This window comes from Brevibacillus sp. LEMMJ03, from assembly GCF_007197875.1.
Taxonomy (GTDB): Bacteria; Bacillota; Bacilli; order Brevibacillales; family Brevibacillaceae; genus Brevibacillus; species Brevibacillus thermoruber.
Window position 1 is genome coordinate 46,083 of sequence record NZ_VKJN01000018.1, and the last position, 25,864, is coordinate 71,946.

Annotated in this window: 21 protein-coding genes and 1 pseudogene; 16 read left to right on the plus strand and 6 right to left on the minus strand. The window is 53.2% G+C overall.

Going from position 1 to position 25,864, the window contains the following annotated elements; translation table 11 throughout:
• Positions 1 to 106 precede the first annotated feature (106 nt).
• The 6 genes from FOI68_RS18985 (at position 107) to FOI68_RS19010 (ending at position 7,578) form a co-directional block, all read left to right on the plus strand.
• Positions 107 to 1,603 (plus strand): peptidoglycan DD-metalloendopeptidase family protein, encoded by a 1,497-nt coding sequence (locus FOI68_RS18985; protein ID WP_065067545.1) that lies wholly within the window; start codon positions 107 to 109, stop codon positions 1,601 to 1,603.
• A gap of 161 nt (positions 1,604 to 1,764) precedes the next feature.
• Positions 1,765 to 2,472, plus strand: coding sequence for a response regulator YycF (gene yycF / locus FOI68_RS18990; protein ID WP_029100540.1), 708 nt, complete (start codon positions 1,765 to 1,767; stop codon positions 2,470 to 2,472).
• A complete protein-coding gene (gene walK, locus FOI68_RS18995) occupies positions 2,469 to 4,298 on the plus strand; it encodes a cell wall metabolism sensor histidine kinase WalK (protein WP_029100539.1) in 1,830 nt (609 codons plus the stop codon). Before yycF ends, walK begins: the two co-directional genes overlap by 4 nt.
• Positions 4,295 to 5,677, plus strand: coding sequence for a YycH family regulatory protein (locus FOI68_RS19000; RefSeq protein WP_044899674.1), 1,383 nt, complete (start codon positions 4,295 to 4,297; stop codon positions 5,675 to 5,677). Before walK ends, FOI68_RS19000 begins: the two co-directional genes overlap by 4 nt.
• Complete coding sequence (locus tag FOI68_RS19005) at positions 5,664 to 6,440, plus strand: two-component system regulatory protein YycI (RefSeq protein ID WP_029100537.1); 777 nt, start codon at positions 5,664 to 5,666, stop codon at positions 6,438 to 6,440. The genes FOI68_RS19000 and FOI68_RS19005 overlap by 14 nt, the downstream gene beginning before the upstream one ends.
• Positions 6,441 to 6,789: 349 nt before the next feature.
• Complete coding sequence (locus tag FOI68_RS19010; protein ID WP_044899692.1) at positions 6,790 to 7,578, plus strand: MBL fold metallo-hydrolase; 789 nt, start codon at positions 6,790 to 6,792, stop codon at positions 7,576 to 7,578.
• A 10-nt stretch (positions 7,579 to 7,588) separates the two neighbouring features.
• On the opposite strand, the gene FOI68_RS19015 is transcribed toward FOI68_RS19010, so the two are convergent.
• Positions 7,589 to 7,822: a hypothetical protein gene (locus FOI68_RS19015; protein ID WP_143864025.1), complete on the minus strand. Its 234-nt coding sequence runs from the start codon at positions 7,820 to 7,822 to the stop codon at positions 7,589 to 7,591.
• A 232-nt stretch (positions 7,823 to 8,054) separates the two neighbouring features.
• Between FOI68_RS19015 and FOI68_RS19020 the strand changes: the two genes are divergently transcribed.
• From FOI68_RS19020 to FOI68_RS19060, 9 genes are all read left to right on the plus strand, one after another.
• Positions 8,055 to 9,275, plus strand: a complete 1,221-nt coding sequence (locus FOI68_RS19020) for a S1C family serine protease (protein ID WP_143864026.1) — start codon at positions 8,055 to 8,057, stop codon at positions 9,273 to 9,275.
• Positions 9,276 to 9,525: 250 nt separating this feature from the next.
• Positions 9,526 to 10,971: a cardiolipin synthase gene (gene cls, locus FOI68_RS19025; protein ID WP_143864033.1), complete on the plus strand. Its 1,446-nt coding sequence runs from the start codon at positions 9,526 to 9,528 to the stop codon at positions 10,969 to 10,971.
• A gap of 173 nt (positions 10,972 to 11,144) precedes the next feature.
• Positions 11,145 to 11,414 carry a CxxH/CxxC protein gene (locus FOI68_RS19030; RefSeq protein WP_143864027.1) on the plus strand — a complete coding sequence of 90 codons (270 nt, stop codon included), beginning with the start codon at positions 11,145 to 11,147 and terminating at the stop codon, positions 11,412 to 11,414.
• 3 nt (positions 11,415 to 11,417) lie between these two features.
• A complete protein-coding gene (rlmH, locus tag FOI68_RS19035) occupies positions 11,418 to 11,897 on the plus strand; it encodes a 23S rRNA (pseudouridine(1915)-N(3))-methyltransferase RlmH (RefSeq protein WP_143864028.1) in 480 nt (159 codons plus the stop codon).
• A 77-nt stretch (positions 11,898 to 11,974) separates the two neighbouring features.
• On the plus strand, positions 11,975 to 13,435 hold the full coding sequence (locus FOI68_RS19040) for a TIR domain-containing protein (protein ID WP_221935129.1): 1,461 nt from the start codon (positions 11,975 to 11,977) through the stop codon (positions 13,433 to 13,435).
• 603 nt (positions 13,436 to 14,038) lie between these two features.
• Positions 14,039 to 15,541: a malate:quinone oxidoreductase gene (locus FOI68_RS19045; protein WP_143864029.1), complete on the plus strand. Its 1,503-nt coding sequence runs from the start codon at positions 14,039 to 14,041 to the stop codon at positions 15,539 to 15,541.
• Between the two features lie 379 nt (positions 15,542 to 15,920).
• Positions 15,921 to 17,993: a BglG family transcription antiterminator gene (locus FOI68_RS19050; RefSeq protein ID WP_065067525.1), complete on the plus strand. Its 2,073-nt coding sequence runs from the start codon at positions 15,921 to 15,923 to the stop codon at positions 17,991 to 17,993.
• The gene (locus FOI68_RS19055) at positions 17,990 to 18,265 is read left to right on the plus strand and encodes a PTS sugar transporter subunit IIB (protein WP_029100524.1); all 276 of its coding nucleotides are present in this window, start codon (positions 17,990 to 17,992) and stop codon (positions 18,263 to 18,265) included. The genes FOI68_RS19050 and FOI68_RS19055 overlap by 4 nt, the downstream gene beginning before the upstream one ends.
• Before the next feature lie 6 nt (positions 18,266 to 18,271).
• A complete protein-coding gene (locus FOI68_RS19060) occupies positions 18,272 to 19,534 on the plus strand; it encodes a PTS ascorbate transporter subunit IIC (RefSeq protein WP_029100523.1) in 1,263 nt (420 codons plus the stop codon).
• Between the two features lie 102 nt (positions 19,535 to 19,636).
• Here the strand turns inward: FOI68_RS19060 and FOI68_RS19065 are convergent, their stop codons facing one another.
• The 5 genes from FOI68_RS19065 to FOI68_RS19085 all read right to left on the minus strand — a co-directional run bounded on the left by FOI68_RS19065 (position 19,637) and on the right by FOI68_RS19085 (position 24,155).
• Positions 19,637 to 20,449 carry a MetQ/NlpA family ABC transporter substrate-binding protein gene (locus FOI68_RS19065; protein WP_143864030.1) on the minus strand — a complete coding sequence of 271 codons (813 nt, stop codon included), beginning with the start codon at positions 20,447 to 20,449 and terminating at the stop codon, positions 19,637 to 19,639.
• Between the two features lie 63 nt (positions 20,450 to 20,512).
• Positions 20,513 to 21,274, minus strand: coding sequence for a class II aldolase/adducin family protein (locus FOI68_RS19070; RefSeq protein ID WP_029100521.1), 762 nt, complete (start codon positions 21,272 to 21,274; stop codon positions 20,513 to 20,515).
• Between the two features lie 42 nt (positions 21,275 to 21,316).
• On the minus strand, positions 21,317 to 22,591 hold the full coding sequence (locus tag FOI68_RS19075; protein ID WP_185973985.1) for a nickel pincer cofactor-dependent isomerase, group 22: 1,275 nt from the start codon (positions 22,589 to 22,591) through the stop codon (positions 21,317 to 21,319).
• 90 nt (positions 22,592 to 22,681) lie between these two features.
• Positions 22,682 to 23,857: a UxaA family hydrolase gene (locus tag FOI68_RS19080; RefSeq protein WP_035296413.1), complete on the minus strand. Its 1,176-nt coding sequence runs from the start codon at positions 23,855 to 23,857 to the stop codon at positions 22,682 to 22,684.
• Entirely contained in the window at positions 23,844 to 24,155 is a 312-nt protein-coding gene (locus tag FOI68_RS19085; protein ID WP_143864032.1) for a UxaA family hydrolase, read from the minus strand. The genes FOI68_RS19080 and FOI68_RS19085 overlap by 14 nt, the downstream gene beginning before the upstream one ends.
• A 351-nt stretch (positions 24,156 to 24,506) precedes the next feature.
• Here FOI68_RS19085 and FOI68_RS19090 point away from each other — a divergent pair.
• Positions 24,507 to 25,730, plus strand: a pseudogene (locus FOI68_RS19090) (IS256 family transposase).
• Positions 25,731 to 25,864: the final 134 nt, after the last annotated feature.

Sequence of the window (25,864 nt, forward strand, 5' to 3'; positions counted from 1 at the left end):
CAACTGGAAACAAGAGAATAGGCTTTTTGACCTGGACGGTATTTTTCAAATATTCAGCAAGTACCGGCAATTGGAAAAGCTGTACTGTTTTCAGGAGGGACAAGGTATGCAATGGGCCGAATGGAAGGCCAGGCTGCAAAAGCGGATGAGCAGCTTCATCCAGAACGGCAGCCAACTGGCGAAGCGCGCGGCGGCACGCACGAACGCGTATCTCCGCACCCATAAAAAGCAAACCCTATCCATAGCGGCAGGATTGCTACTGACAACGACAATTGGAGTATCAGCCTACAGTTACTATACGAGCAACGTCATCCCGATCTATCACGTGTTTGTAAACGGACAGGAAATCGGCGTGGTGAACAGTCCGGACGTGGTGAACAACTGGATCAAGGCAAAGCTGGCGGAGGAAAAGGACAAGCACGGCCTGAACCTGACGCTTTCCAACTACATAACGTTTACGGAAGAGAAGGTTTACAAGGGCACATACGACAATGCCGCCGCGATTGAAAAGCTGTCGGATCTTGCCGGCATCAAGGTGGAAGCCGTCAAGCTGGTCGTCGACGGCAAAGTGATCGGCTACGCCGCCGATCGCCGTTCGGCCGAAGAAGCGCTGGCCAAGGTGAAGGAAAAGTTCTCCGGCATCCCCGCCGTGAGAGGAAAACAAGCGATGGTGGCGGCCGCGTCCATGCCGCCGGCGATGCCTGAAAAGGTCAAGGAAGTGACGTTCAAGGAAGACGTGAAGCTGGAAAGCGACTCGGTCGCGGCGGCGCAGGTGCTGCCGGTGGACAAGCTGGAAGAACTGCTGTCCAGAGGCACGTTGAAAACCGTCACCCATACCGTGGTGCAGGGCGATTGCATCGGCTGCATCGCGCAGAAGTACGGCATCACCTCCAAGGACATTTACGCCAACAACCCGGGGATTACGGAAGACACCGTGCTCCAGTTGGGGCAAAAGATCAACGTGACGGCCATCCGGCCCCTGGTCACGGTCCAGGTGAAGGAGGAGGTCTCGCAAAAAGAGGCGATTCCGTACACCACGCAGATCAAAAACAACGACAAGCTGCCCAAAGGGGAAACCAGAGTCGTCCAGGAAGGACGCGACGGCAGCAAGCTGGTCAGCTACCAGGTGGTCAAGGAGAATGGACAGGTGGTTGACCGCAGGGTGCTCAACCAGCAGGTGCTGGTCCAGCCTGTGGCCAAAATTGTGGAACGGGGCACCAAGGTGATTCCGTCCCGTGGGACAGGCCGTTTCGCCTGGCCGGCCAGAGGCTATATCAGCAGCGGCTTTGGCATGCGCTGGGGCAAACTGCACAAAGGCATCGACATCGCCGGTTCCGGTACGGTCCGGGCGGCCGACAACGGCCGTGTCGTGTTCGCCGGATGGGATGGCGATTACGGGAAATCCATTTTGATCGACCACGGAAACGGGATGAAGACCCGCTACGGCCACTTGCGTTCCATCAATGTAAAGGTCGGCCAAGTGGTGGAACAGGGCGCACCGATCGGCGTCATGGGCTCTACCGGAGATTCCACCGGGGTTCACCTCCATTTCGAGGTGATAAAAAATGGACGAGTCCAGAACCCGCTTCGTTTCCTGAATTAGCACATTCATCGAAAAAAAGGGCGTTCCTCCGAAAACGGAGGAGCCCTTTTCTTGTTGCGCGAGAGGCGTCCGTGCAGGGGGATGACAAGTATTACAAGGCGGGCTTGTGGAGGAAAAAACCGGGGTCGAGTGGAATCCAATAGACAGAAGGGGGGAGCGGAATGGCAAAACTCCTGGTTGTGGACGATGAAAAGCCAATTGCCGATATTTTGAAGTTTACATTTGAAAAAGAAGGCTATCAGGTGGTCTGCGCCTATGACGGCGAAGAAGCGCTGCTTCAGGTGCAGAACGAAAAGCCGGACCTGATCCTTTTGGATGTGATGCTCCCCGGCCGGGACGGGATGGACGTCTGCAGGGTGGTGCGGCAGACTTGCGACGTGCCGATTATCATGCTCACGGCCAAAGATTCGGAGCTGGACAAGGTGTTGGGATTGGAGCTGGGGGCGGACGATTACGTGACCAAGCCGTTCAGCGCGCGGGAACTGGTCGCCCGCGTCAAGGCCCATCTGCGCCGGCAGAAACCGAAAAACGAGGAGCAGGACATCCGCCAGATCCGCGTGCACGAGCTGGAGATCGACCTGAATTCGTACACGGTGGAGAAGGCGGGAGAGCCGCTGGACCTGACGCATCGCGAGTTTGAACTGCTCGCATACCTGGCTCGCCATCAGGGACAGGTCTTGACGAGGGAGCACCTGCTGCAGTCGGTATGGGGATTCGACTACTTTGGCGATGTGCGCACCGTCGACGTGACGATTCGCCGGCTGCGCGAAAAAATTGAGGACGATCCCAGCCAGCCGAAGTACATCATTACGCGCCGCGGTCTGGGGTACACCATGCGCAATCCGGGTCTGGGAGGAACGGCCGGATGAGACCGCTCCGGCTGTTTACCACGGTCCAGTGGAAAGTGGTCGTCATCTACATGCTCTTGATCTTGATGGCCATGCAGTTTATCGGTGCCTATTTTGCGCGGGAAGTGGAAAGCTACTACCTCAACAACTTCTCGGAGACGCTGAACGCCCAGGCCAGCCTGCTGGCCACCCATCTGGAGGGGTACCTGCGCCCGCGCGACGCCAAGGAACAGAGTGCCGATGAGGTCAGGCAGGGCATCGACAACCTGATCAACAACCTGGTGAAGCTGAACGGGGCCAACGTCCAGGTCATCGACTCCAACGGCACGGTGATCAGCACGACGGAAGACAAGCGCATCATCGGCCAGCGCACGTCCCAGCCGGAAGTGACGATCGCCCTCCTGGGAACGCGCAGCGAGTCGATGCGGATCGACCCGCGGACCGGAGACCGGGTAAAGGTGCTGGTGCTGCCGGTCAAGGGAGACAACATCGTCTACGGGGCCGTGTACATGGTCGCTTCCATGGAAGGCACGTACATGACGATTCGCAAGATGAACGGGATTCTCGCCTCGGGGACGATGATCGCGCTGCTCTTGACGGCCGGATTGGGCGTGGTACTGGCTCGGACGATAACCACGCCGGTCAAGGAGATGACCCGTCAGGCGCGAGCCGTCGCGGACGGAGATTTTAACAGGAACGTACGTGTGTACAGTGAAGATGAAATCGGCCAGCTGGGCATGGCCTTTAACCACATGACCCGGCGGCTGCAGGAGGCCATCCTGCAGCAGGAAGAAGAGCGCGAAAAGCTGGCCGGCATTCTCAGCAACATGTCCGACGGCGTGATCGCGGCCAACAGGGATGGCCAGATCATCCTGCTAAACCGATCGGCGGAAGAGATGCTGCAGGTGACGATGAACGAGTGCGTGCAAAAAGGGTCTACCCTGCACGACCTTCTGCGGCTGCCGCCGGAGGAGGAGATGCCGCTGTACGCCCAGGAAGAGCCGCTGTTTATCGAGATGATGCTGCCCAACCGGGATGTGCTGATTCTGCGCGTGACGTTTACCCCGCTGCAGCATGACAGCGGCAAAAAGGGCGGCATCATCGCCGTGCTGCAGGACGTGACCGAGCAGCAGCGGCTGGAGCAGCAGCGCCGGGAGTTTGTGGCCAACGTGTCGCACGAGCTGCGCACGCCGCTGACCACGATCAAAAGCTACGTGGAAGCGCTGCTGGACGGAGCGGTCGAGGAGCCGGAGCTGTCCAACCGCTTCTTGCGGGTCACGATGTCGGAGACGGAGCGGATGATCCGGCTCGTCAACGATTTGCTTCAGCTTTCCCGCTTTGATTCGCAGGGCGTCCGCCTGCACTGCAAGGACGTGAATGCCAACCAACTGCTGCGCTACGCGGCGGACCGCTTTTCCCTGTTCGGCGAGCAGCAGGGGGTGCAGCTCAGCCTGGACATCCAGGAAACGCTGCCCGACGTCCACATCGACAAGGACGCGATCAATCAGGTGCTGGACAACCTGCTGTCCAATGCGATCAAGTATACACCCGCGGGCGGCTCGGTGGTGCTGCGGGCACACGCCAACCGGCATCAAAAACGGGTGTACATCTCGATCGCCGACACCGGCATCGGCATTCCCAGCCGGGATTTGAAGCGGATTTTCGAGCGGTTTTACCGCGTCGACAAGGCGCGTTCGCGCGGACAGGGCGGAACCGGCCTCGGCCTCGCCATCGCCCGCGAACTGGTGCAGGCGCATGGAGCCGAGATTGAGATTGCCAGCGAGTTGAACCAAGGAACCACGGTGACGTTCTGGGTGCCGTTTGCCAAAGGGGGGAAGGCGGGATGAAGCAGTGGAAGGAACCCGCCAAAACCGTGCTGCTCAACCTCCTGGTGCTGACCAGCTTTTGTCTGACCGCGCTGTTGTGGAGCAATCAGCCCAAGTTTCAATTCATCGAGCCGGCCCAGTACAAGGAGTCAAAGCCGGTGCAGGAAAAACAATTGGAAGAGCTGGTGACGCCGGAGTCGGTCATTTTCCACTACGGGCAGAACCGGCACACGAAGGCGAACGCGACGGACGGGCAGTATCGCGTCATCGTTCAGGTGGAAATGCCCAAGTGGATCTTCCTCGACTTCGCTCCGTATCCGCTCACCACGGACAAATGGGAGGCAATTGCCCGGGAAAAGCAGGGGGTGGAGATTCGCTTTCGCAGCAGCGTCCCCATGTCTGTCGTGGGCCGTTTGGTGACGATTCGCGATGAGAACGAAGCCAGGCTGAAAAGCATCGACCGTTTGTGGCTGTATTACGAGGAAGAGGAAGACGTCGTGTACGCCCTGTTCATTTCCACGGAAGAAGAGCGGGTGATGCGGGCGCGCACGTCGATCAGTCCCAAGGATTTGCGGCAGTCTTACCTGCCGACCGGCAACGCCATGCCGGAACAGATCCTGAAAGTGGTCGGGCCGCCGCGGAGCATGCCCACGGTGGAGCAGCGATATGCGCTCGGAGACATGTACTATCTGCCCAAAAACCAGACGAGGATGCAGGCGTTTCGCTACAGCTACCATACGCTGACCAACGACCAGTTGATTGACGCCTACTTCCTCGACCGGACGCTGGTCCGACAAATCATGGAGCGGGACAAAACGCTGATTTTTACCGACGGCAGCCGCTCGATCCTGCTGCGCTCCGAACAGCAGGCGATCACCTTTACCGACCCTGCCTTTCAACCGGGCGGGCAGGAACTGACGGACGAGGAAAAGGTCAAAGGGGCGGTCTCGTTTATCAACAAACACGTGGGGTGGACAGGCGACTTTCACTTCGAGACAATCAAAAGGAGCTACAACGAAAAAGACGTGATCACGTTCCGGCAGTACGTCGGCGCCTATCCGCTGGTCAGCCAGGACAGTTATCCGATCGACGTGATCCGTATCACCTCGGAGGCGGGGCAGGTGGTGACGATGGATCGTTCGCTGTTGGATCTGGACCGCTACATCGACAACCACGAGTGGATCGTGATGTCCGGACCGGAGCTGTACCAGTATATCCGCGACAAACAGTTGGCGGATACCGAACAGATTACCAACGCGTACCTGGCGTACGAGACCCGAACGACCCCCGAGTACGTCGAACTGACGCCAGTCTGGGTCGTGGAGATCGCCAATCGGGCCAATCTGTACATTCCCGCCCGGGTGCAGCGGGGAGGAGGACAGGCACATGGATTGGAGTAGAGCCAAGACCATTTTGATCTGGGCCTTTCTCTTCCTCGATCTGTTTCTCGGCTACCAGGTGTACGTGACCCGGTTCAGCCATTGGCAGAGCCCGGAGGCGGTGCAGGCGGACAGGTGGGACATCGAGATGTATCTGAATCAGCAAAACATCTCGCTGGAAGCGGAGGTGCCGCAGGAGACGCCGGCGATGACCTACCTCAACGCGGAGTACGCCGGCATCAATGCGATCACCCTGCAGGAGATACCCGGCATTCGGGTGACGATGGAAAAAATGGCGCTGGCCGCCCGGCTGGACCCGCCGCTTCCGATCCGCGGACAGTTCACCCCGGGCGATCTGCTGCGCCAGCTCGGCCCGCGCATGCTGCACGCCGACCAATACACGGCCGATCTGTATCAATCCAGCCAGGGACGGCTGCTGTACTGGCAGACCTACAAGAAGCTGCCGCTCTTTGTGGCCCCGCTGGAAATCTACCTGGAGGACGGCGCGGTCCTCGGGTACCGGCAAACCTACCTGCACCTTCGCAGCCAGGGGGCGTCCCGGCAGGTCATTTCGCCGTACACGGCCATTCGCTCGCTGGTGGACAAGCGGATCATTCAGCCGGGCGAGCGGATCGAGAGCGTCCGTCTCGGATACTACGGCTCGTACGATGCGGACGTCCAGGTGCTGGCCCCGGTGTGGCGCGTCATCCACGACGGCAAGCAGCATTTTGTCAACGCGTTCACCGGCGCGCTGGAACGGCCGCTGGTGACGTCCAAACCGTGAGGGCTGTCCAAACTGACCGTGAGGCCCGCCCGGAACGCGGGTCGGCGACCGCACGAGGAGGACAGTCCAAACTGTGAGGCCCGCCCGGAATGCGAGTCGGCGTCCGCACGAGGAAGACAGTCCAAATTGTGAGGCTCGCCCGGAACGCGAGTCGGCGTCCGCACGAGGAAGACAGTCCAAATTGTGAGGCTCGCCCGGAACGCGAGTCGGCGACCGCATGAGGAAGACAGTCCAACCGGCGGCGACGCCCGGGCGGGAAGGACTTCCAGACGGTGTCGTGACCATCGCCGACGTTTTTCAGACCGGACAGTTTTTTTGCAACGTGACGTGTGAAGGAAGAGGGATTGCGGTGAGATTTAGTGTTCTGGCAAGCGGCAGCACGGGCAACGCCATCTACGTGGCGACCGACCGTGTTTCCGTGTTGATCGATGTGGGCATTACCGGAAAACAGGCAGAGGCGGCCCTGCGGGAGATCGGGGTCAATCCGGGGGAGCTGGACGCCATTCTGGTTACCCACGAGCATGTGGACCATATCAAAGGCATCGGCGTGATGGCCCGCCGCTACAATCTGCCCATTTATGCCAACCAAAAGACGTGGGCCGAGCTGGACAAACAGATCGGTACCATTCGAGAAGATCAAAAGCGCTTCTTTGAGGTGGGCGAAAAGAAGGAACTGGAGGATTTGGGGATCGAGTCGTTCGGCATTTCCCACGACGCCGCCGAACCGATGGGGTTTTGCTTTTACCACGGCCGGAAAAAACTGAGCGTCGCTACTGACCTTGGCTATGTCAGCGACCGGATCAAGCAGACGATTCGCGACGCGGACGCCTACATTTTTGAAGCGAACCACGATGTGGAGATGCTGCGCATGTCGCAGTATCCGTGGAGCATCAAGCAGCGGATTCTGAGCGACGTGGGCCATCTCTCCAACGAAGCGGCCGGCGAGGCGCTGGGCGACTTTTTGGGCGGCCGTGCGGAGCGGGTCTACCTCGCCCACCTGAGCAAGGAAAACAACATGATCGATCTGGCCCGTCTCACGGTGAAAAGCGTCCTGGAGGAGCGGGGACTGAAAGTGGGCGACGACGTCCATCTGCGGGAGACCTACCCCGACCGGCCGACCAGATTGGAAGTGCTGTAGACGCGCATGGTCAGGAACGAGGCTGGAGCGGTGTGACAGGAGGTTCATAGGTGGCGGGCCCGGCAATCTGTTGGATGCGGTGGTGCAGCTCGGCGTCCAGCTCGTGCATGCTGCCGATCAGCTCGTCCTTCGTCAGCAAGCCCTTGGCCTCCAGCAGTTCCACCAGCGCGTGCAGCAGCAGCGCGTTCTGGTATCCCACTTCCTGCAGGTCGGCCAGCTTGGCGATGACCTTTACGTCTTTCATGCCTATCAATCCTTTCTCGCATCTCTGCGAATCCTTCGCGGAAAGCCTTACCTCCAGCATATCCGTGCCGCTTGCGGTTTATGCCGGTTTGCTGGTGCTCTTCCACAACCTTTCCATATTTCTCACGCGATTTTGCCGAAAACACGTCGTATACTGAAAGTGTCGCAATCGTATGTATACGTAGGCAAAAAAGCCGCTAAGCTAGGTAAGTAGAGAAAGGAGAGCGAGAACCATGGGTTTTTACGATGATATGGCGCATGTGGAGCAGAAAAAGCGCAAGCAGCCGGGTGTCGGACGCTTGATCATGACGTCGATCACCTCGGCCGTGATCGGCGGGATGGTCGTCCTCTTGATGCTGCCGACCCTCTCCAAATCGGGATACATCTCCATGGTGGAACCGGGCACGGCCAATGCCATGACCAATCCGGCCGCCAAACTGTTTGCCCAGCCGATCTCCGTCGAAGTCAATACCGCGACGGTGGAAGCCGTGGAAAAAGTGGAAGACGCGGTCGTCGGCGTGATCAACATCCGCCGGGTAGTCAACTGGTTCAACCAGGAGTCGGTGACGCGCGGTGAAGGGTCCGGGGTTATCTTTGAAAAGAAAAACGGCAAAGCGCACATCATCACCAACAACCACGTGATTGACGATGCCGAAAAAGTGGAGGTCGTCCTGCCGTCCGGGGACAAGGTGGACGCCAAAGTGATGGGGTACGACCCGTTTACCGACCTGGCTGTGCTGGAGATCGACGGCTCCAAGGTGACGAAGGTGGCGGAGTTGGGCGACTCTAGCACGCTGAAAGTGGGCGAACCGGCGATCGCCATCGGCAACCCGCTTGGCATGGAGTTCTCCCGCACCGTTACGCAGGGCATTATCAGTTCGCTGCAGCGCTCCATGCCGATTGACGTGGATCAAGACGGGCAGGATGACTGGGAGCTGGACGTCCTGCAGACGGACGCGGCGATCAACCCGGGGAACAGCGGCGGCGCGCTGGTCAACATCTACGGACAGGTAATCGGGATCAATACGCTGAAGATTTCCAAGGAAGGCGTTGAGGGGCTGGGCTTTGCCATCCCGATCAACGACGTGAAGGCGATTGTCGGCCAACTGATGCAGTACGGCCAGTTGAAACGACCGTATCTGGGCATTATTCCTTACGATTTGACCAACGTTCCCCGTTATCACTGGAAAGAGACGCTGAATCTGCCGGACAGCGTGAAAGCGGGCGTCGTCATTCGCGACGAGGTGCCGAAATTCTCCCCGGCCGGCCAAGCGGGTCTGCGTATGTACGACGTCATCGTCAAGCTGGACGGCAAGGAAATCAACAACGCCGCTCAACTGCGCAAATACCTGACCCTGAACAAGAAGCCGGGTGACAAGATCGAAATCACCTACTACCGGGATGGCTTCCAGAAGACAACTACCGCCACTCTGACCAATCCGCCGCAGCGGTGACGCGGTCCCAACCGGGCCGCCAACGCGGCTGTCTCTTTGAACCAAATGCGCTTCCTCCTCTAACGGGTGTCGAACTGAATCGGCACCCCTTTTTTGCGTGTTCGCCGCCCGAGGCCTGCCTCCTCGTGACCATGTGCATGCAGTGCCGCACATCGTGTACAATGAAAGAAACATGAATCGAGAAGGAGACACCTGTGCCCGGTCCCTGCGCCGCAGACGGGACCGCCGCGCCAACAGGGACGGATGGGATATGGAACTGTTTCAACAAATCGTTTCCCTCTTGACGATTGCCAACCTGCTGCTGGCGGCCATTCTCATTTTTATGGAGAGGCGCAACATTGCCGCCACCTGGGCGTGGCTGATGGTGCTGCTGTTTTTGCCCGGCGTGGGATTCGTGTTTTATCTGCTGTTCGGACAGAAATTGACGCGGCGAAAGCTGTACAGGCTGCGCGAAGGCGAGTTTTCCCGGTTTCAGGAGGCGGTGGAGCGGCAGATGCGGCAGCTTGAAAACGGAACGCTGTGCTTTCGCGATCCGGCCATGCGCGATCATCGGGACATGATCCTGATGAATGTGGCCAGCGACGCCGCGCTGCTTACCCAGGACAATACGGTCGAGGTGTATACCGAAGGCTACAGCCTATTTGACGCGCTGTTTCAGAGTATCGACGAAGCGCGTGACCATATCCATATCACGACCTACATCCTTCGCGATGACGACCTGGGCGGACGGCTCATCCGGGCCCTGGCCGACAAGGCGCGGCAGGGGGTGGAGGTCCGACTGCTGTACGACGCGATCGGCTCGTCCCACCTGTCCACCCGCTTCTTCCGCCCGCTGGTGAAGGAGGGCGGACAGGTGGCCGCGTTCTTTCCGTCGCGGATTCCCTACGTGAACATCTGGGTCAACTTCCGCAACCACCGGAAGATCGCCGTCATCGACGGCAGGACCGGCTTCATCGGCGGATTCAACGTCGGCGACGAGTATCTGGGACTGCACAAACGGCTCGGCTACTGGCGGGACACCCATCTGAAGCTGACCGGCAGCGCCGTTCCCATGCTGCAGGCCCGCTTTTTCCTCGATTGGAACCTGTCCGCCACCCGGCGAATGGAGGAGTTGCCGCGGTACTTCCCCGAGCCGGTCGCGGCCGGCAGCGTGGGCGTCCAGATCGTGTCCAGCGGCCCCAATTCGGAGAAGCAGCAGATCAAGCACGGCTATCTGAAAATGATCTACAAGGCAAAAAAGCGCATCTTTGTGCAGACGCCCTACCTGATCCCGGACGACAGCCTGCTGACGGCCCTGAAGATGGCGGCCATGTCCGGCGTCGACGTCCGGGTCATGATCCCCGGCCGCGCCGACCACAAACTGGTCTACTGGGCGTCGCAATCCTACATCGGCGAGCTGTTGAAGAGCGGCGTCCGCTGCTTCCGGTACGACAAGGGCTTCCTGCACGCCAAGACGATGGTCGTCGACGGCGAAATCGCCTCGGTCGGCAGCGCCAACCTGGACATCCGCAGCTTCAAGATCAATTTTGAGACGAATGCCTTTCTGTTCGATACGGATCTGGCCACCCATCTGGAGCAGATCTTTCGGCAGGACTTGGCCGACTGTACGGAAGTGACCATGGAGGCGTACGAGCAGCGGCCGATCGTCGTGCGGCTGAAAGAGTCGCTGACGCGGCTGCTGTCGCCGATTTTGTAGGGGAGGCGGGCGGATTTCCGGACGACACCCACCGCCTGGCGATCCGGCCGGCCCGCCTCCTTCGCGGGAAATGACGGGGGCGCTTTCCCGGAACGGGGACAGCGTCATTTGACCTTTCCTGGAACTTGGGTAGAATAAGGACGGGTAACGAGAAAGAAAAAGGAGCGGAACACATGGAGCAGAAGACCAGAAACACGAACGAGCAGCCAACCGCACAAACAATCCGCATCGCTGGAACAGAGGTGGAGCTGCACCCGGAACACCCGGTGCGGTTTGCCTGCATGGAGCACGTCGACCAGGAGATCGATGAGTACGTGGATCAATTTGAGGCGGCGCCGGACACGTATCGGGCCGAAGACGTGGAAGGCGGCATCCTGGACAAGCGCTGCCGGGTGTGCGGCGCCGAGGGCAAGATCGCGCTCCTCCGCGGGAAAGGAATGTAGGACGTGCAGATCGCGATTGTCGCCGTGGGCAAACTGAAAGAAAAATATCTGCGCGAAGGGATCGACGAATACAGCAAGCGCCTCTCCGCCTACTGCAAGCTGCAGGTGGTGGAGGTGGCCGACGAAAAAGCGCCGGAAGAGCTGAGCCCCAGCGAGATGGAGCAGGTGAAGCGCCGGGAGGGCGAGCGCATCCTCGCCCAGCTCAAACCCGACCAGTACGTGATCGCGCTCGCCATCGACGGCCAGATGTGGTCCTCGGAGAAGCTCTCCGCCGAGATGGACAGGCTGGCCCTGCACGGACGCAGCCAGATCGCGTTCGTGATCGGCGGCTCCCTCGGACTGTCGCCCGAGGTGCTGAAGCGGGCCGATGCGCAGTTGTCGTTTTCCAAGATGACGTTTCCGCATCAGTTGGTTCGGTTGATCCTGCTGGAGCAGGTGTACCGGGCGTTTCGGATTAGCAGGGGGGAGCCTTATCATAAATAATGGAAAGTTTGACAAATTGATCATTCATGTTATATAAAGATAAAACTAGAGCTTTATTAAAAAAGGGGCAGATGGATATGAAATACGCAGTAGAGGATATATACAGGACAGAGGGTGTACCACAATACACCTTTGTTAAACCGCCAAACTATAATGATATTCTAGTAGATATAAGGAATCCTGGAAAGCCTGTCATCCTTGAGGGACAATCAGGAACAGGGAAAACTACCACTGTAAAAAAGATTATGGAAAATCATTTGCCGACGAGTGGGTTTGAGTATTTATCTGCTCGGAAAGCCTCAGACGTCACCAAGATAAATTCTATATCAGAAGGAAAACTAAGTGGTAAATATGTAATAGATGACTTTCATAGGCTATCGAATGACATTCAGGGTAAATTAGCAGACATTATTAAAATTGCTGCTGAAGAGCCAGAGGATGCTGGGTTGCCCAAATTGGTTATTTTAGGAATAAATAAAGTTGGAAGTGAATTGATACAACTAGTCCCGGATATTGCAAAAAGGTGTGGTATTCACAAAATATTACCTGCATCTAAAGATACGATTTTTGAATTAATAGCCCTAGGTGAAGAGAGACTAAATATTGTGATTAGTGATAAAGAAACTATATTTACAGAATCCAAAGGTGATTACTGGTTAACACAGTTACTTTGTCAAACCATATGTCTAATGAATGAAACAATTGAGACTTTAGAAGAAAAAAGGGAATTGTCTTTTAGATTAGAAGACTTAAGACGTCGAGTAATTAATCGATTAGAAAGTAGTTATGGTGACGCTGTAAAAGAGTTTTGCCGAGGGAAACGTTTTAGGCCTACTAATGATCCTTACTATCGTCTTCTTAAGTGTGTAAGTGAACAAGACAGCGCTATTGTTGACTTAAAGGAGTTAGCTGATAATTTTCCAGAAGTTAGCGGGAGCATAAATAACATTAAGGAAAAACGATTAAAGGTGTTATTAGACACCAAACCGATTTGTGAACGGTATTTTTACTACAACTCAGATACAAAAAACTTTGCAATTGAGGACCCAGCATTGTTTTATTATATCAAACACTTAGATTGGGAAGCCTTAAGAAAAGTGTGTGGATTTAAAAATCAAGAGAAACAATATGACTTTGATTTTGCTTTGTCATTTGCTGGTGAAAATAGAACACTTGCCAAAGAGATCACTCAAAGATTAATATCCAATGATTGCTCAGTTTTTTTTGATGAATTGTTTGAGGCAAATTATTTAGGAGCCACATGGAGTAGTACATTTGCGGAAATTTTTAAGGACAAATCAAAATATGTTGTCTGCTTATTAGATGTGTATCATAAAGAAAAAATTTGGCCAACATTTGAAAGGGAATGTTTTGTTCCACGCGTTAAAGATGGAGCTGTTATTCCAATCTATTTAGACGATACGCCATTTGTAGGTATTCCCCAAGATATTGTTGGGATTGACTTGAAAGGTAAGGATACTACCCAAGATGATACGATAAACGAGATTATTGACAAATTAATTCAACGTATATCATAAAAATGTCTAAGCCTCTTCGGTCAGTACCAAGAGGCATTTTATTGTTTATGGGTTAAATAACTTGCCGTTACAGACAGAGCAGAGAACCGTATTACAAGTGATCGTAAAGCGGATGTGACATCGTGCTTGAAAGGTAGCCGCTCGTACATGGAATACCTATTGACTAGTCTCTATCATCGCATCGACGCTCGAAGAAGGGCAACCTGCGACACTGTGTCTGTCGCCCATCGGATGTTGACGATGGTTTACCATCTCTTGATACGCAAACAAACTTTTCGGGAACCGGGACCTCCTTGATCCTGCATGCAGGATAACCAAGAGTGTGTCAGGAATCTCATGTGGTTAGTATAATAGCCTTACCCCTTGCAAGAATCCGGGGTAAGGCTTTGATTTTTGCGTGTTCTCAGGCCCTCGCAAACTTCTCCCCATCATTACCAGCACCTAAATGGATTATCCCCATCAGTTTATAGTAGATATTTGTAACGATAGGTATCATAATAGAGTATGATGGTTTAATTGAGACAGAAGGTGTGTTCCGAGGCGGGGGCCTTCCTTTTGTATGTCTAAGCAGGAGCGCCTACTCTTTTAAAAGGAAGGGGTATCATGAGCAATATCCAGAAGAAAACAGACGTTATCTTAATTGGTGCCGGAATCATGAGCGCGACTTTGGGAACATTGCTGAAAGAGTTAGCACCGGAATGGGAAATCAAAGTGTTTGAGAAACTCCCAGTCGCAGGTGAAGAGAGCTCTAACGAATGGAATAATGCAGGGACGGGCCATGCTGCTCTATGTGAGCTTAACTATACACCCGAAAAATCTGACGGGTCTGTCGATATTAGCAAAGCGATAAGAATCAATGAACAATTTCAGCTTTCCAAACAGTTTTGGTCTTATCTGGTAAACCGTAATCTGATTCGGAATCCGAAAGACTTTATCATGCCCATTCCTCATATGAGTTTCGTACAAGGGGAAAAGAATGTAGCGTTTTTGAAAAAACGTTTTGAAGCGCTGTCGAACATCCCGCTGTTTAAAGGGATGGAGTTTTCCGATGACCCTGTCAAATTGAAGGAATGGTTTCCGCTGATCATGGAAGGCCGTACCGTGAATGAACCGATCGCGGCCACAAAAATCGATTCGGGAACGGATGTCAACTTTGGTGCGTTGACACGCATGTTGTTTGACCACTTGAAGAATCAAAACGTCGAGATCCGCTACAAGCATCAGGTTAAGGATATTACGCGTGCGAGCGACGGCTCGTGGAAAGTGAAAGTGCATGATCTCGACAGCGGTAACATCGAAACCCATACGGCAAAATTCGTGTTTATCGGCGCTGGGGGCGGAAGTCTGCCGCTGCTGCAAAAAACGGGTATTCCGGAGTCGAAACGGATTGGCGGATTCCCGGTTAGCGGACTGTTCATGGTATGTAAAAATCCGGACGTGGTCGCCAAGCACCATGCAAAGGTATACGGCAAAGCCAAGGTTGGCGCTCCACCCATGTCTGTTCCGCATCTGGATACCAGATATATTGATAATCAAAAAACGTTGCTGTTTGGACCGTTTGCCGGCTTCTCACCAAAATTCTTGAAAACGGGTTCCTATTTTGACTTGATCCGTTCCGTAAAACCGGATAACGTCTTGACGATGCTGGCGGCAGGCGTAAAAGAGATGAAATTGACCAAGTATCTGATCCAGCAAGTTCTGTTGTCGAATGAACAGCGCATGGAAGAACTGCGCGAGTTTATTCCGACCGCCAAAAGCGAAGATTGGGATATCGTGGTAGCGGGCCAACGTGTGCAGGTAATCAAAGATACAAAGGAAGGCGGCAAAGGAACCCTTCAATTCGGTACGGAAGTGGTTACTGCCGCTGACGGCTCGGTAGCCGCGCTGCTTGGCGCTTCTCCGGGTGCTTCTACGGTCGTTCATGTGATGCTGGAGGTATTGGAGAAATGCTTCCCGCAGCAGATGACAGAGTGGAAACGGAAAATTAAAGAAATGATTCCGTCTTATGGTGTGTCACTCGTGAAAAACCCGGATCTTTTGCAAGAAATTCAGACGTCAACCGCGCAGACGCTGGGTCTGACCGAAAAAGAACTTGTCTATAGTTAAAAGTTAACGCAACATTTTTTAAAGAGATTGAAAAGGAAATGATTGAAAAAACGTAAGACATTGTATATATTGGAAATGTAACACCGAACTTTTAATCTGCCTGCGGATTAAAGGTTCTTTTTTTTAGAGAGGCTGCGGCGAGCCGTACATCCGGCAAGCCAGGAATCAGTCGATCAGAGAGAGTTCCCGGTTCATGTCCATATCGTCCGCAGCGACAGGCGGGCTTTTTTGTTTTGAGTACAATTTTTGCACAATCTCATGGGGTAAATTCGGTCTAACTGTGCAGGCAGATTTGATGTAAAGTAAAGCCATAGAGACGATGCCAGTCAATCTCCTGTGCAGCAATTTGTGCATGATTTTGTGCTAAAAGGTGGCCGCCATGTTAGACAAAAGAACAATGCAAATGTTGCAGCTTCTTGTGCAGTCTCATCATTACCTGTCCGTCAAAGAACTGATGGAGCATTTCTCGATTTCACGAAGAACGTTGTACTACGATATCCATAAAATCAATGATTGGCTCAAAGAAGCAGGTCTGCCGCAAGTCCAGTACATCTATGCGAAAGGCTATTATCTGGACGAAAGCAGCAGACAGGCAGCGGCCCGGATCATCGGGGAAAAGAAGCCGAATGGCTATGCCCTGCGTTCAGGAGAAAGGCAAGTTTATTTGCTGCTGTATGTACTTCTGGCGAACAAACGCATTACCACTCACGAGTGCATGGAGAAAACAGGCGTCAGCCGCAATACGATTCTAAACGATCTCAAGAAGGTCAAAGAGGAAGTGGAAAAGCACGGCTTGAGCCTCTCGTACTCCTATGCGAACGGGTATGAAATTACCGGCGATGAATTGACGATCCGCAATGTGTTGAGTCATTATGTCCATTCCCTGCTGCATGATGGTCAGGAGCTGCTTTTGCAAGATCTCCATGAGGATGATACAGACGTCCCGATTCCCGACATCATCCTGCAATGGTTGAACGATTGCGAAAAGCATTTGCAGGTTCAATTTGCCGAGGATACGACGAAGTCATTAAGCTATCTCTTTACGTATTATGTAAAGCGGATAATGGGCGGGAATGCGATTGCTTTTCCGCAAAGACAAATCAAGCGCATTGTGGAGACCAGGCATTATCAAGTCATCCAAACACTGGAACGTGTCTTGCCGCTACAGCTCCCGCAGGATGAAAAATGTTATCTGGCCACATTGTTGTTAAGTGCAAAAGTGAATGAATTCGGGCAATCAGCGGAAACGAATGAAATTCCCGCTTTAAAACAGGCGATTGCGGATATGGTTGATCTGTTTGAAATGCGAGCCTGTGTTGTATTTGATCAGCGCGTTCAGTTGGAACGCAATTTGTATATTCATCTGCAGCCAGCCTATTATCGGTTCCTTTACGACATGGACGTGACCAACCCGTTGAAAGAGGTGATTCAACGCCAATACCGTGATATCTATGAACTCACGAAAAAAAGCATTTCCCCCTTGGAGCAGTTGGTCGGCAAATCGATTAGCGATGACGAGATTGCCTATATAACGGTTCATTTTGGGGGATGGATGCGCCGGCAAGGAATCACCGCAACCACCCTGAGGCGGGTATTGCTGGTATGCGCAAACGGGGTTGGCACGTCGCGCATACTGGTTCAGCAACTGGATGGTTTATTCTCCAACATCGATCTGCTTGGGCCGATCACCCTTAGGCAATATGAGCACTTTCAAGAAGACGTGGATCTGGTTGTTTCTACAACAAAAATCGCGAACCCGCGTCATCGGATCATTTTGGTGAACCCGATTTTAACAGATCGAGACAAGGTTCAGTTACTCAATGAAATGGAAGCGGTTTCCCATAGTGCGCCCTCCCATATAACGGCGCAAACGATCGTAGATATCGTGAAAAAATATGCGGTCGTGGAAAAGGAAGATCAGTTGGCAGAGGAAATCAGGCAGGTGCTGCACCAGCAGAAACAGATAAAGAGGGAGAGAAAACCTATGCTTGACGAGTTGTTGCAAGAAGAATGTATTCAGCTAAAGGACTCCGTGAGCGATTGGAAGGAAGCGATTCGTCTGGCAGCCGAGCCGCTCCTGAAAAGTCAGTCCATCACAGAGGCGTATGTGCAAGCGATGATTGCCAATGTAGAAGAAAATGGTCCCTATATCGTGATCGCGCCCAAGGTGGCGCTGCCGCATGCGAGACCGGAGCAAGGGGTAAATCGAATCGGAATGAGTTTGCTTCGGTTGAAACAGCCGGTTTCATTTTCGGAAACGCAGGTGCGTGAAGCACAGCTCATCATCGTACTGGCCGCTGTCGATAATGAAACCCATCTACAAGCATTGGCCCAACTGTCGATGATGCTGTCGGAAGAAGACAATATCGACAGGATCATTGGCGCCCATGACAAGGAAACCATTCTTCACTATATCTCAATGTATTCCAATAACAGGGGGAATGAAGCATGAAAAAGATTTTGGTTGTATGCGGAAATGGATTGGGCAGCAGCTTTATCGTGGAGATGAACGTAAAGAAAATCCTGGGGGAAATGGGTATTCAGGCGGATGTATCCCATACCGATCTGGCCACCAGCAAAACCGAGCAGGCTGATGTGTATCTGGGCTCAAAAGATATTGTCGGTCAATTGGAAGATGGCAAACGCTACGTGATTGGCTTGCAAAACATTTTAAACCAGACAGAGATCAAGGAAGCATTACAACAATATTTCACGAAGGAATGATGACCGATGCTCAACGTAATCATGAAAGACATCCTGGGCACACCGTCAATATTGGTAGGATTGTTTGCCCTGGTCGGTTTGCTGCTGCAAAGAAAAGGCGTGGCAGACGTCGTATCGGGAACCTTGAAAACCATCATGGGCTTTCTGATCCTGGGAGCAGGTGCAGGGATCTTGGTCGGCGCATTGGGATCTTTCGGGAGCATGTTCGACAAAGCATTTCAAATCCAAGGGGTCATTCCAAACAATGAAGCCATTGTAGCGCTCGCGCAGCAAACATTTGGCGCGGAAACGGCGTTGATCATGCTGTTTGGGATGATCGTCAACATCTTGCTGGCCAGATTTACTCCCTTTAAATACATTTTCTTAACCGGTCATCATACCATGTTTATGGCGTGCCTGATTGCCGTCATTTTATCCACTGGCGGTGTCAAAGGCTTCCCGATGGTTGTCATTGGATCGCTGATTCTTGGAGCCTTGATGGTCCTGTCTCCTGCCATGCTGCAGCCTTTTATGAGGAAAGTCACGGGCACCAATGACATTGCGATGGGGCACTTTGGCTCCATCGGTTACCTGGTAGCAGGCTATATCGGAAAAGTCGTGGGGAACCCGGAAAAATCGACAGAAGATATCAAAGTGCCAAAATCGCTCGGTTTTTTACGGGATACGTCGGTTTCCGTCTCGTTAACCATGACGATCTTGTTTGTCATCGTGGCCCTCGTGGCGGGACCGGGCTTTGTAGAAGAGAAATTGAGCGCAGGTCAACATTATCTGGTGTATGCAGTATTGCAAGCGATTACGTTTGCAGCAGGTGTATACATTGTCCTGGCAGGGGTACGGATTTTGCTCGCGGAAATTGTGCCTGCATTTAAAGGGATCGCGGATAAAGTGGTGCCAAATGCCATCCCGGCACTGGATTGCCCGACGGTCTTTCCGTTCGCATCCAATGCGGTTGTCATCGGATTTTTCGCAAGCTTTGCAGCGGGGCTTGTCTCCATGTTCCTTCTGCCCCTTTTCGGATTGAAAGTCATTGTCCCAGGTCTTGTCCCGCACTTCTTTACAGGGGCTGCAGCCGGCGTGTTTGGAAATGCGACAGGCGGACGCCGCGGCGCCATTGCCGGGGCATTCGTCAACGGCCTCTTAATCAGCTTTTTGCCGGCGATGCTGCTGCCGGTGCTGGGCTCTCTCGGGTTTGAAGGCACCACGTTTGGTGATGCGGACTTCGGGATTGTCGGGATTCTTCTGGGGAAAGTAGTGGCCCTGTTTAACTAATAGGATTACGTGCACCCCTTCCAACCGTATGGAAGGCAACGTACGGTTGGAAGGGGTCTCATTACGCCTGTTTCTGGGTACAGCTCTGTCACACCCTGCGTGTTACCAGGAAGTGATAATCACGCCGTCATAGGTTTCCTCGATGAACTTCTTCACTTCGTCGGAACGGTACAATTCCACCAGCTTGTGATAGAGCGGATTGTCCTTGTCCTTCTCATTCGTCGCAATATAGTTGACGTATCGGGACGAATTCTCCATGAAGATGGCATCCCGTTTCGGTTTGTACCCTTCCTTCAAGGCGAAATTGGAGTTAACGGTCGACGCGTCAAGGCTGTTCAGTGTACGCGCCAGCAGCGCCGCATCCAGCAGCTTGAACTGGAAGTTTTTGGGATTTTCCGCGATATCCGCCGGCGTCGCCTTGTCCACATCCACACCCGGTTTTAATTTGATCAGACCGGCCTGCTCGTACACATGAAGGGCGCGCGACATGTTTACCGGGTCGTTTTGCAGACCGAGCGTGGCTCCTTCGGGAAGATCTTCGAGCTTTTTGTATTTTTTCGAGTAAATGCCCATCAGGAAGGTGACCGTTTTTCCAATCGGGACAATCTTCGTGTTATGATCCTTGTTGTACTGGTCCATAAACGGAATCGTCTGATAGCTGTTGACGTCGAGCTGTCCCGACGTAAGCGCCCGGTTTGGCGTGATATAGTCATTAAAGACAACCGTCTCAACATGAATTCCCTGTTTGGCGGCCAACTCTTTTACTTTGTTGATGATTTCTTCATGCGGCCCTGCGGTTACGCCCACCTTGATGGTCGTCTCTTGTCCCTGCGATGCTTCCTGCTTTCCGCCGCAGCCCACAAGCGAGGCCAGCAGAACGGCAGCCAGGATAATGCCCGACACCTTTTTCTTCATGTCTCCCTCTCCTCTCCGATCCGATGCCTTGCTGTTTCTTCTCTGCTTCGTTTCACGAACAGGTTATTCCAGCAAATCCGGTTGTTCTTTCACGATGCTGTTCCAATACGGTTGAAAGCTGAACCAGCCGATATCTTCACTGCCGATTTGATTTCGCGTAAGCTGTGCGATGTGGCTGGGAATGAGAACGGGTTTGCCCGCCGCCTCGGCCAACAGTTGAACCTTGCACGAACGATCCATCGTGATAAACCACCACGCGGCGGAATCCACCGTTTTCCCGACGGTCAGCAGGCCGTGATTTTGCAGGATAATCGCTTTCTTGTTGCCCAGGGCTTCCGCAATTTTTTCTCCATCGCTTTTTTCCAGCACTTCTCCGGTATAGCTGTTAAAGATGGCGTGATCATTGTAAAAATAGCAGGAATCCTGCGTAATCGGATCGAGCAGTCGCCCTAGTGTCGACCACGCTTCGCCGTAAATCGTGTGGGCGTGAGCAGCGGCAACGACATCCGGTCTGGCGGCATGAACGGCCGAATGAATGGCAAACGCCGCCTGGTTCAGAACGCCTTTCCCTTCGATGATCTCCCCTTTGTGATTCACAAGGAGCAAATCCGACACTTTTATCGAGTTGAAGTGCAGTCCCATGGGGTTTACCCAGAAATGATCCGGATATTCCGGGTCACGGGCGGTAATGTGCCCGGATACGCCATAGTCATAGCCCATCTGGGCAAATACGCGAAACGCTCCCGCAAGCCGCTCTTTCCGATAGCGGCGTTCTTCTTCCACCGATGTAAAGACAGGGGCTCCCGGTCGTTTAAAATGGTCCATGTTCGATCCACTCTCCTTCATGATTTCTATGGAAATGAATAATTACCAGGTGAGATTCCCGTTTTCATCAAAGGTAAACGGGCGCCGTTCGTTGGTGATCGTGAAACGGGGATCATGCTTCAACGATTCGGCTATGTTTGCCGAGACCCAAAATTCTGAGAGATGAAGCGTGTCCTGAATACGCACCACACGCGCCTGGTCCGGTGGGGTTAACGTCGCTGCCTTTAACCCTACCGCCAGCAGTTCCTTGTCATTCTCGAGAATCATGGGGATTTTGCAGCTGTCAAACACCCCGGCTGTAATGACGTTGGCGTAGGTCACCTGCAAATCGATTTTTTCAAAGCATCGCCTGGTCGTTACATCCGCCATGCCAATGCCCGATGCGTTGCCATGCGTCTCCTTGGTCAAATCAAGAACCGCAATCCGTTTGATCTGCGGGACGTCCTCAAACGCCACACCCGCCGGTGAGCGTCCGGTGACATTGGGATCCATCCCTTCTCCGCTGATGTCTTTTCCGATCTGATCCACGATCAACAGGTCGATCGGGTCAATATTGATTTTTGCCAGCAGTTGTTTGGCGCGCATGAGAAGTTTGGGCTCTTCGGTGGCAATCCGTTCCTTGGGGACAATGTGAACACTTTCCACTTCATCGTAGCTGTTTTCAATGATGGATACCGCGAAGCCCACAGGGGCATGGTCTGCGATAAACTGCCCGATTTTCGGAATGAGCGTGGCAAACGCCGGAAAGCCCGCCTTATGGATCGTGGCCGCCCCTTTATGCTTACCCAGACCAATCGCCAGCATTTTATAAATGCCGCTTTCGACACGTCCCTTAAAATCGGTATGCGGCTTCACCCGACAGATGGGGATGATCAGATCGCTCTCATAGGCCGGCCTGCTTATATAAACAGGAACGTCATCGACAACCCCCAATTCCAGCGTTTCCATGGAGGCTTCAATGGGAATGCCCATGGTCTCCTCCGTAATCCCGTAATGACGGAGGACACCTTTCTGCCCCTCCGGTGTCGCGCCGCCGTGACTGCCCATGGAGGGAACGATAAACGGTTTCGCTCCCATTTCACGCAGAATGTCGACGACCGTGCGCACGATGAAATCCAGGTGGCGGATCCCTCTGCTGCCTACTGCCAGTGCGATGTTCATATCCGGTCTGATCATGCGTTTGATGGCCGGATCGCAGATGCGATCCCGGAGAATTTGTCTGATCTCTGTCTGATCGATCCGGGTCGAATCAAAATGCTGATGCACTTTCACCATGATCGGACTGTCAAAATCCAATCCGCCTTCCAAAATGGGCATGGTCATCAACTTCCCTACCGTATTTGTTGGTGCTGTTCAGAAAATGTGCGAGTAAACTACGAAACATGTCTCTGCAGCGATAACCGGCATTTAGAAGGTTGAACCGATACGCCAAATGCCAAAGTCGTCCTGCCCGAGAATTTCCGCCTTGGTCATCTTGCCTGAGGCGACCTGATAGATCTCTTGCATAATGCGCTCGCCGACCTGTTCGATCGATTCCAGGCCTTCGATAATGGTTCCCGCGTTGAGGTCCACGTTATCCCGCATGGTTTCATACAGGCGGGTATTGGTCGAAATTTTAATAACCGGCGCAATCGGTGACCCTGTCGGAGTTCCGCGACCGCTCGTAAAGAGGACAATCTGTGCTCCGCCGGCGACCATGCCTGTGAGCTGCTCAATGTCCTGACCGGGCGTATCCATCCACACGAGACCTTTGCGGGTCGGAGTCTCCGCGTAATTGACCAGCTCCTGCAGCGGTCGGCTGCCAGCCTTGCTCGCAGCGCCGAGCGACTTTTCTTCCAAGGTGCTGAGACCGCCTTTGATATTGCCGGGGCTCGGATTTCCCTTGCGAATATCCACCCCCATTTTGATCGCCCGGTTTTCCATCGCGTTTATCACTTCATATACGCGTTTGGCTACCTGATCATTCACAGCCCGTTCGGCGAGCAGGTGCTCCGCCCCGATCAACTCTGTCGTTTCGGCGATGATGGCCGTTCCGCCCAAATCGACGATCCGATCGCTGACATAGCCAACGGCGGGATTGGCGGAAAGCCCCGAGCAGGCATCCGAGCCGCCGCACTCTGTCCCCACGATCAATTCGCTCATCGGACAGGGTTCCCGAAGCTGCGCCGACGCATCCTGCACCATCTGCGCAGCGATCTTCGCACCTTGCGCGATTGCCATCAAGGTGCCGCCGTGATCCTGAATGGACACCACTTCAACAGGTTTGCCGGTTTTCGCAATCTCCTCGGCGACGCTGCGTGCCTGATGCGTCTCGCATCCGAGTCCCAACACGACGACGCCATACACATTGGGGTTTGCCCCCATGCCCACATAGGTCCGAAATGTTTGCTCGTAGTCGGCACCCAACTGTGCACAGCCATGCTGATGGATGAACGTAACCGTTCCCCTGACGAGATCGGTAATGCGCTTTGCCGCCTGCGTCGCACACGTAATGGTCGGAAGAATCAATACGTGATTGCGTATGCCAACCCGTCCGTCTGAACGGCGATACCCCCAAAAGTGATCCGGATTACTTGATGCCACGTAAATCCCCCCTGGCTCTTTTGCCTTCGATATTGTGGACATGTACATGTTCGCCTGGCGAAATATCGCGTGTGGCAATGCCAATCACTTCTCCGTATTTGCGAACGTCGCTGTTCTTGGCGATGGGAACGACCGCAAACTTATGGCCAAAATCAATGGGGTCGTTCAGCGTAACGGAAAACGTCTGCCCCTGGCAGGTGACGCTCACGACAGAGCCTGCCGGAATGGGCTCAAGGGCAACCGCGACGTGGTCGTGCGGGTTCAACATGACGGTTTTGTAGGGCTGCGTTTGGCTCATGATCGTTCCCCCTTTCTGGCTGTACTTGCATGCCCGTCTTTCGCTCTTGGGAGGGTCCACACACCATCTTGCTTGTTGAGATGGGGAAGATTCCAAGCGCTCAGTTTTCATGTATTTTCACAATTTTAAAAACTACTAATCGAATTTATCATACCTAATTACTCGGAATTTATCAATGTATGTTCGAGCTTCATATGTCGGATCAGTTCATGTGATTGAACGGGTTGGAAAAAAGTTGAGCCCATATAATTGTGTAAAAACGGAGTCTCTTTAAAATAAGAGAGCCATTTCAAAAACCCTCGGTTAGAATGAAGTTGTCCAGTCAACATTCCAAGAGAGGGGATATTGAAAATGGCTCAATACCTGATTACTGTAGATTCACAACTTTTGCAGCAACTTTTTCTCGGAAATTCGCAGGATTCGGAGGTGGCCAGCTGTTGGAATCGGTATTGAATCAGGTATTGCAGGCCCAGGCTACGGAACAGCTGTCTGCGGAACCGTACGAACGTACAGATGAACGTCAAGGTTATCGGAACGGTACATATCCCCATCAACTGACAACGCGGGTGGGAACGATACCCTTCGGGTGCCACGAATTCGAAACGGAAAGTTCTCGACAGAAATGTTTGCCCGCTATCAGCGAAGTGAACAAGCCTTGGTTTTAGCCCTTATGGAGATGGTGGTGAATGGAGTATCAACTCGAAAAGTTGCCCAAATCACGGAGGAACTGTGTGGAACCGAGTTCTCTAAATCTACTGTTTTCGATCTGTGTAAACGCCTGGATCCGATTGTAACGGCTTGGAACAACCGAAAACTACGAGAGAGATTCTATCTATTTCTCATTGTAGATGCCCTTGTTTTAAAGGTGCGTGAAGAGGGGCGTGTACGCTCTCGCGGCGTGATGTTGGCCTATGGTGTAAACACAGAAGGCTACCGAGAAGTCCTTGGACTGATGTATGGAGATAGTGAAACAGAGACCAGTTGGAGCGAGTTTTTTAGCTGGCTGAAAGAGCGAGGCTTACGAGGCATAGAACTGATTGTGTCCGATCAACATGGTGGGCTCGTACGAGCTATTCGTACCCATTTTCAAGGGGTGACGTGGCAACGGTGTCAGACTCATTTATGCGAAATATCCTCGACGCCACCCCCAAGCAGTTGCAGAAGGAGTTGTATCCCCGTGTTCGTGCGATTTTGGAAGCACCTGATCTTGAGACGGCCCGGTTATTGTTGCAACAAACAGTGGAAATATACGAGGCCAAAGCTGCAAAGGCGATTTCCGTTTTGGAGAATGGTTTTGATGATGCCACAGCCGTTCTTCTGCTGCCCGAAAAGTACCGCAAAAGACTTCGGACAACAAATGGCATGGAGCGACTCAACGAAGAAATTCGCCGACGAGAACGTGTCATTCGCATTTTTCCTAACCGTGAATCTGTGATTCGCCTGATCGGGGCTTTGCTTATGGAGATAGACGAAAAATGGGCAAGCGGTAAGAAGTATTTCGATATGGAAGAGTATTTGGAATGGCGAGAAACGCAGGCAACAAAAGTGGTGTCTAAAGTGACGCGCATTGGCTAATTTTTTTCAAACCGAGGGGAATTTACACACGAATATGGACTTGATCGTTTTACCTGAAGTGGACTTTCCCTAATTTACTTGACACGAAGTTAAGACCAATCTGTTATGAATGTTGTTTTTCATATTCCACTGGG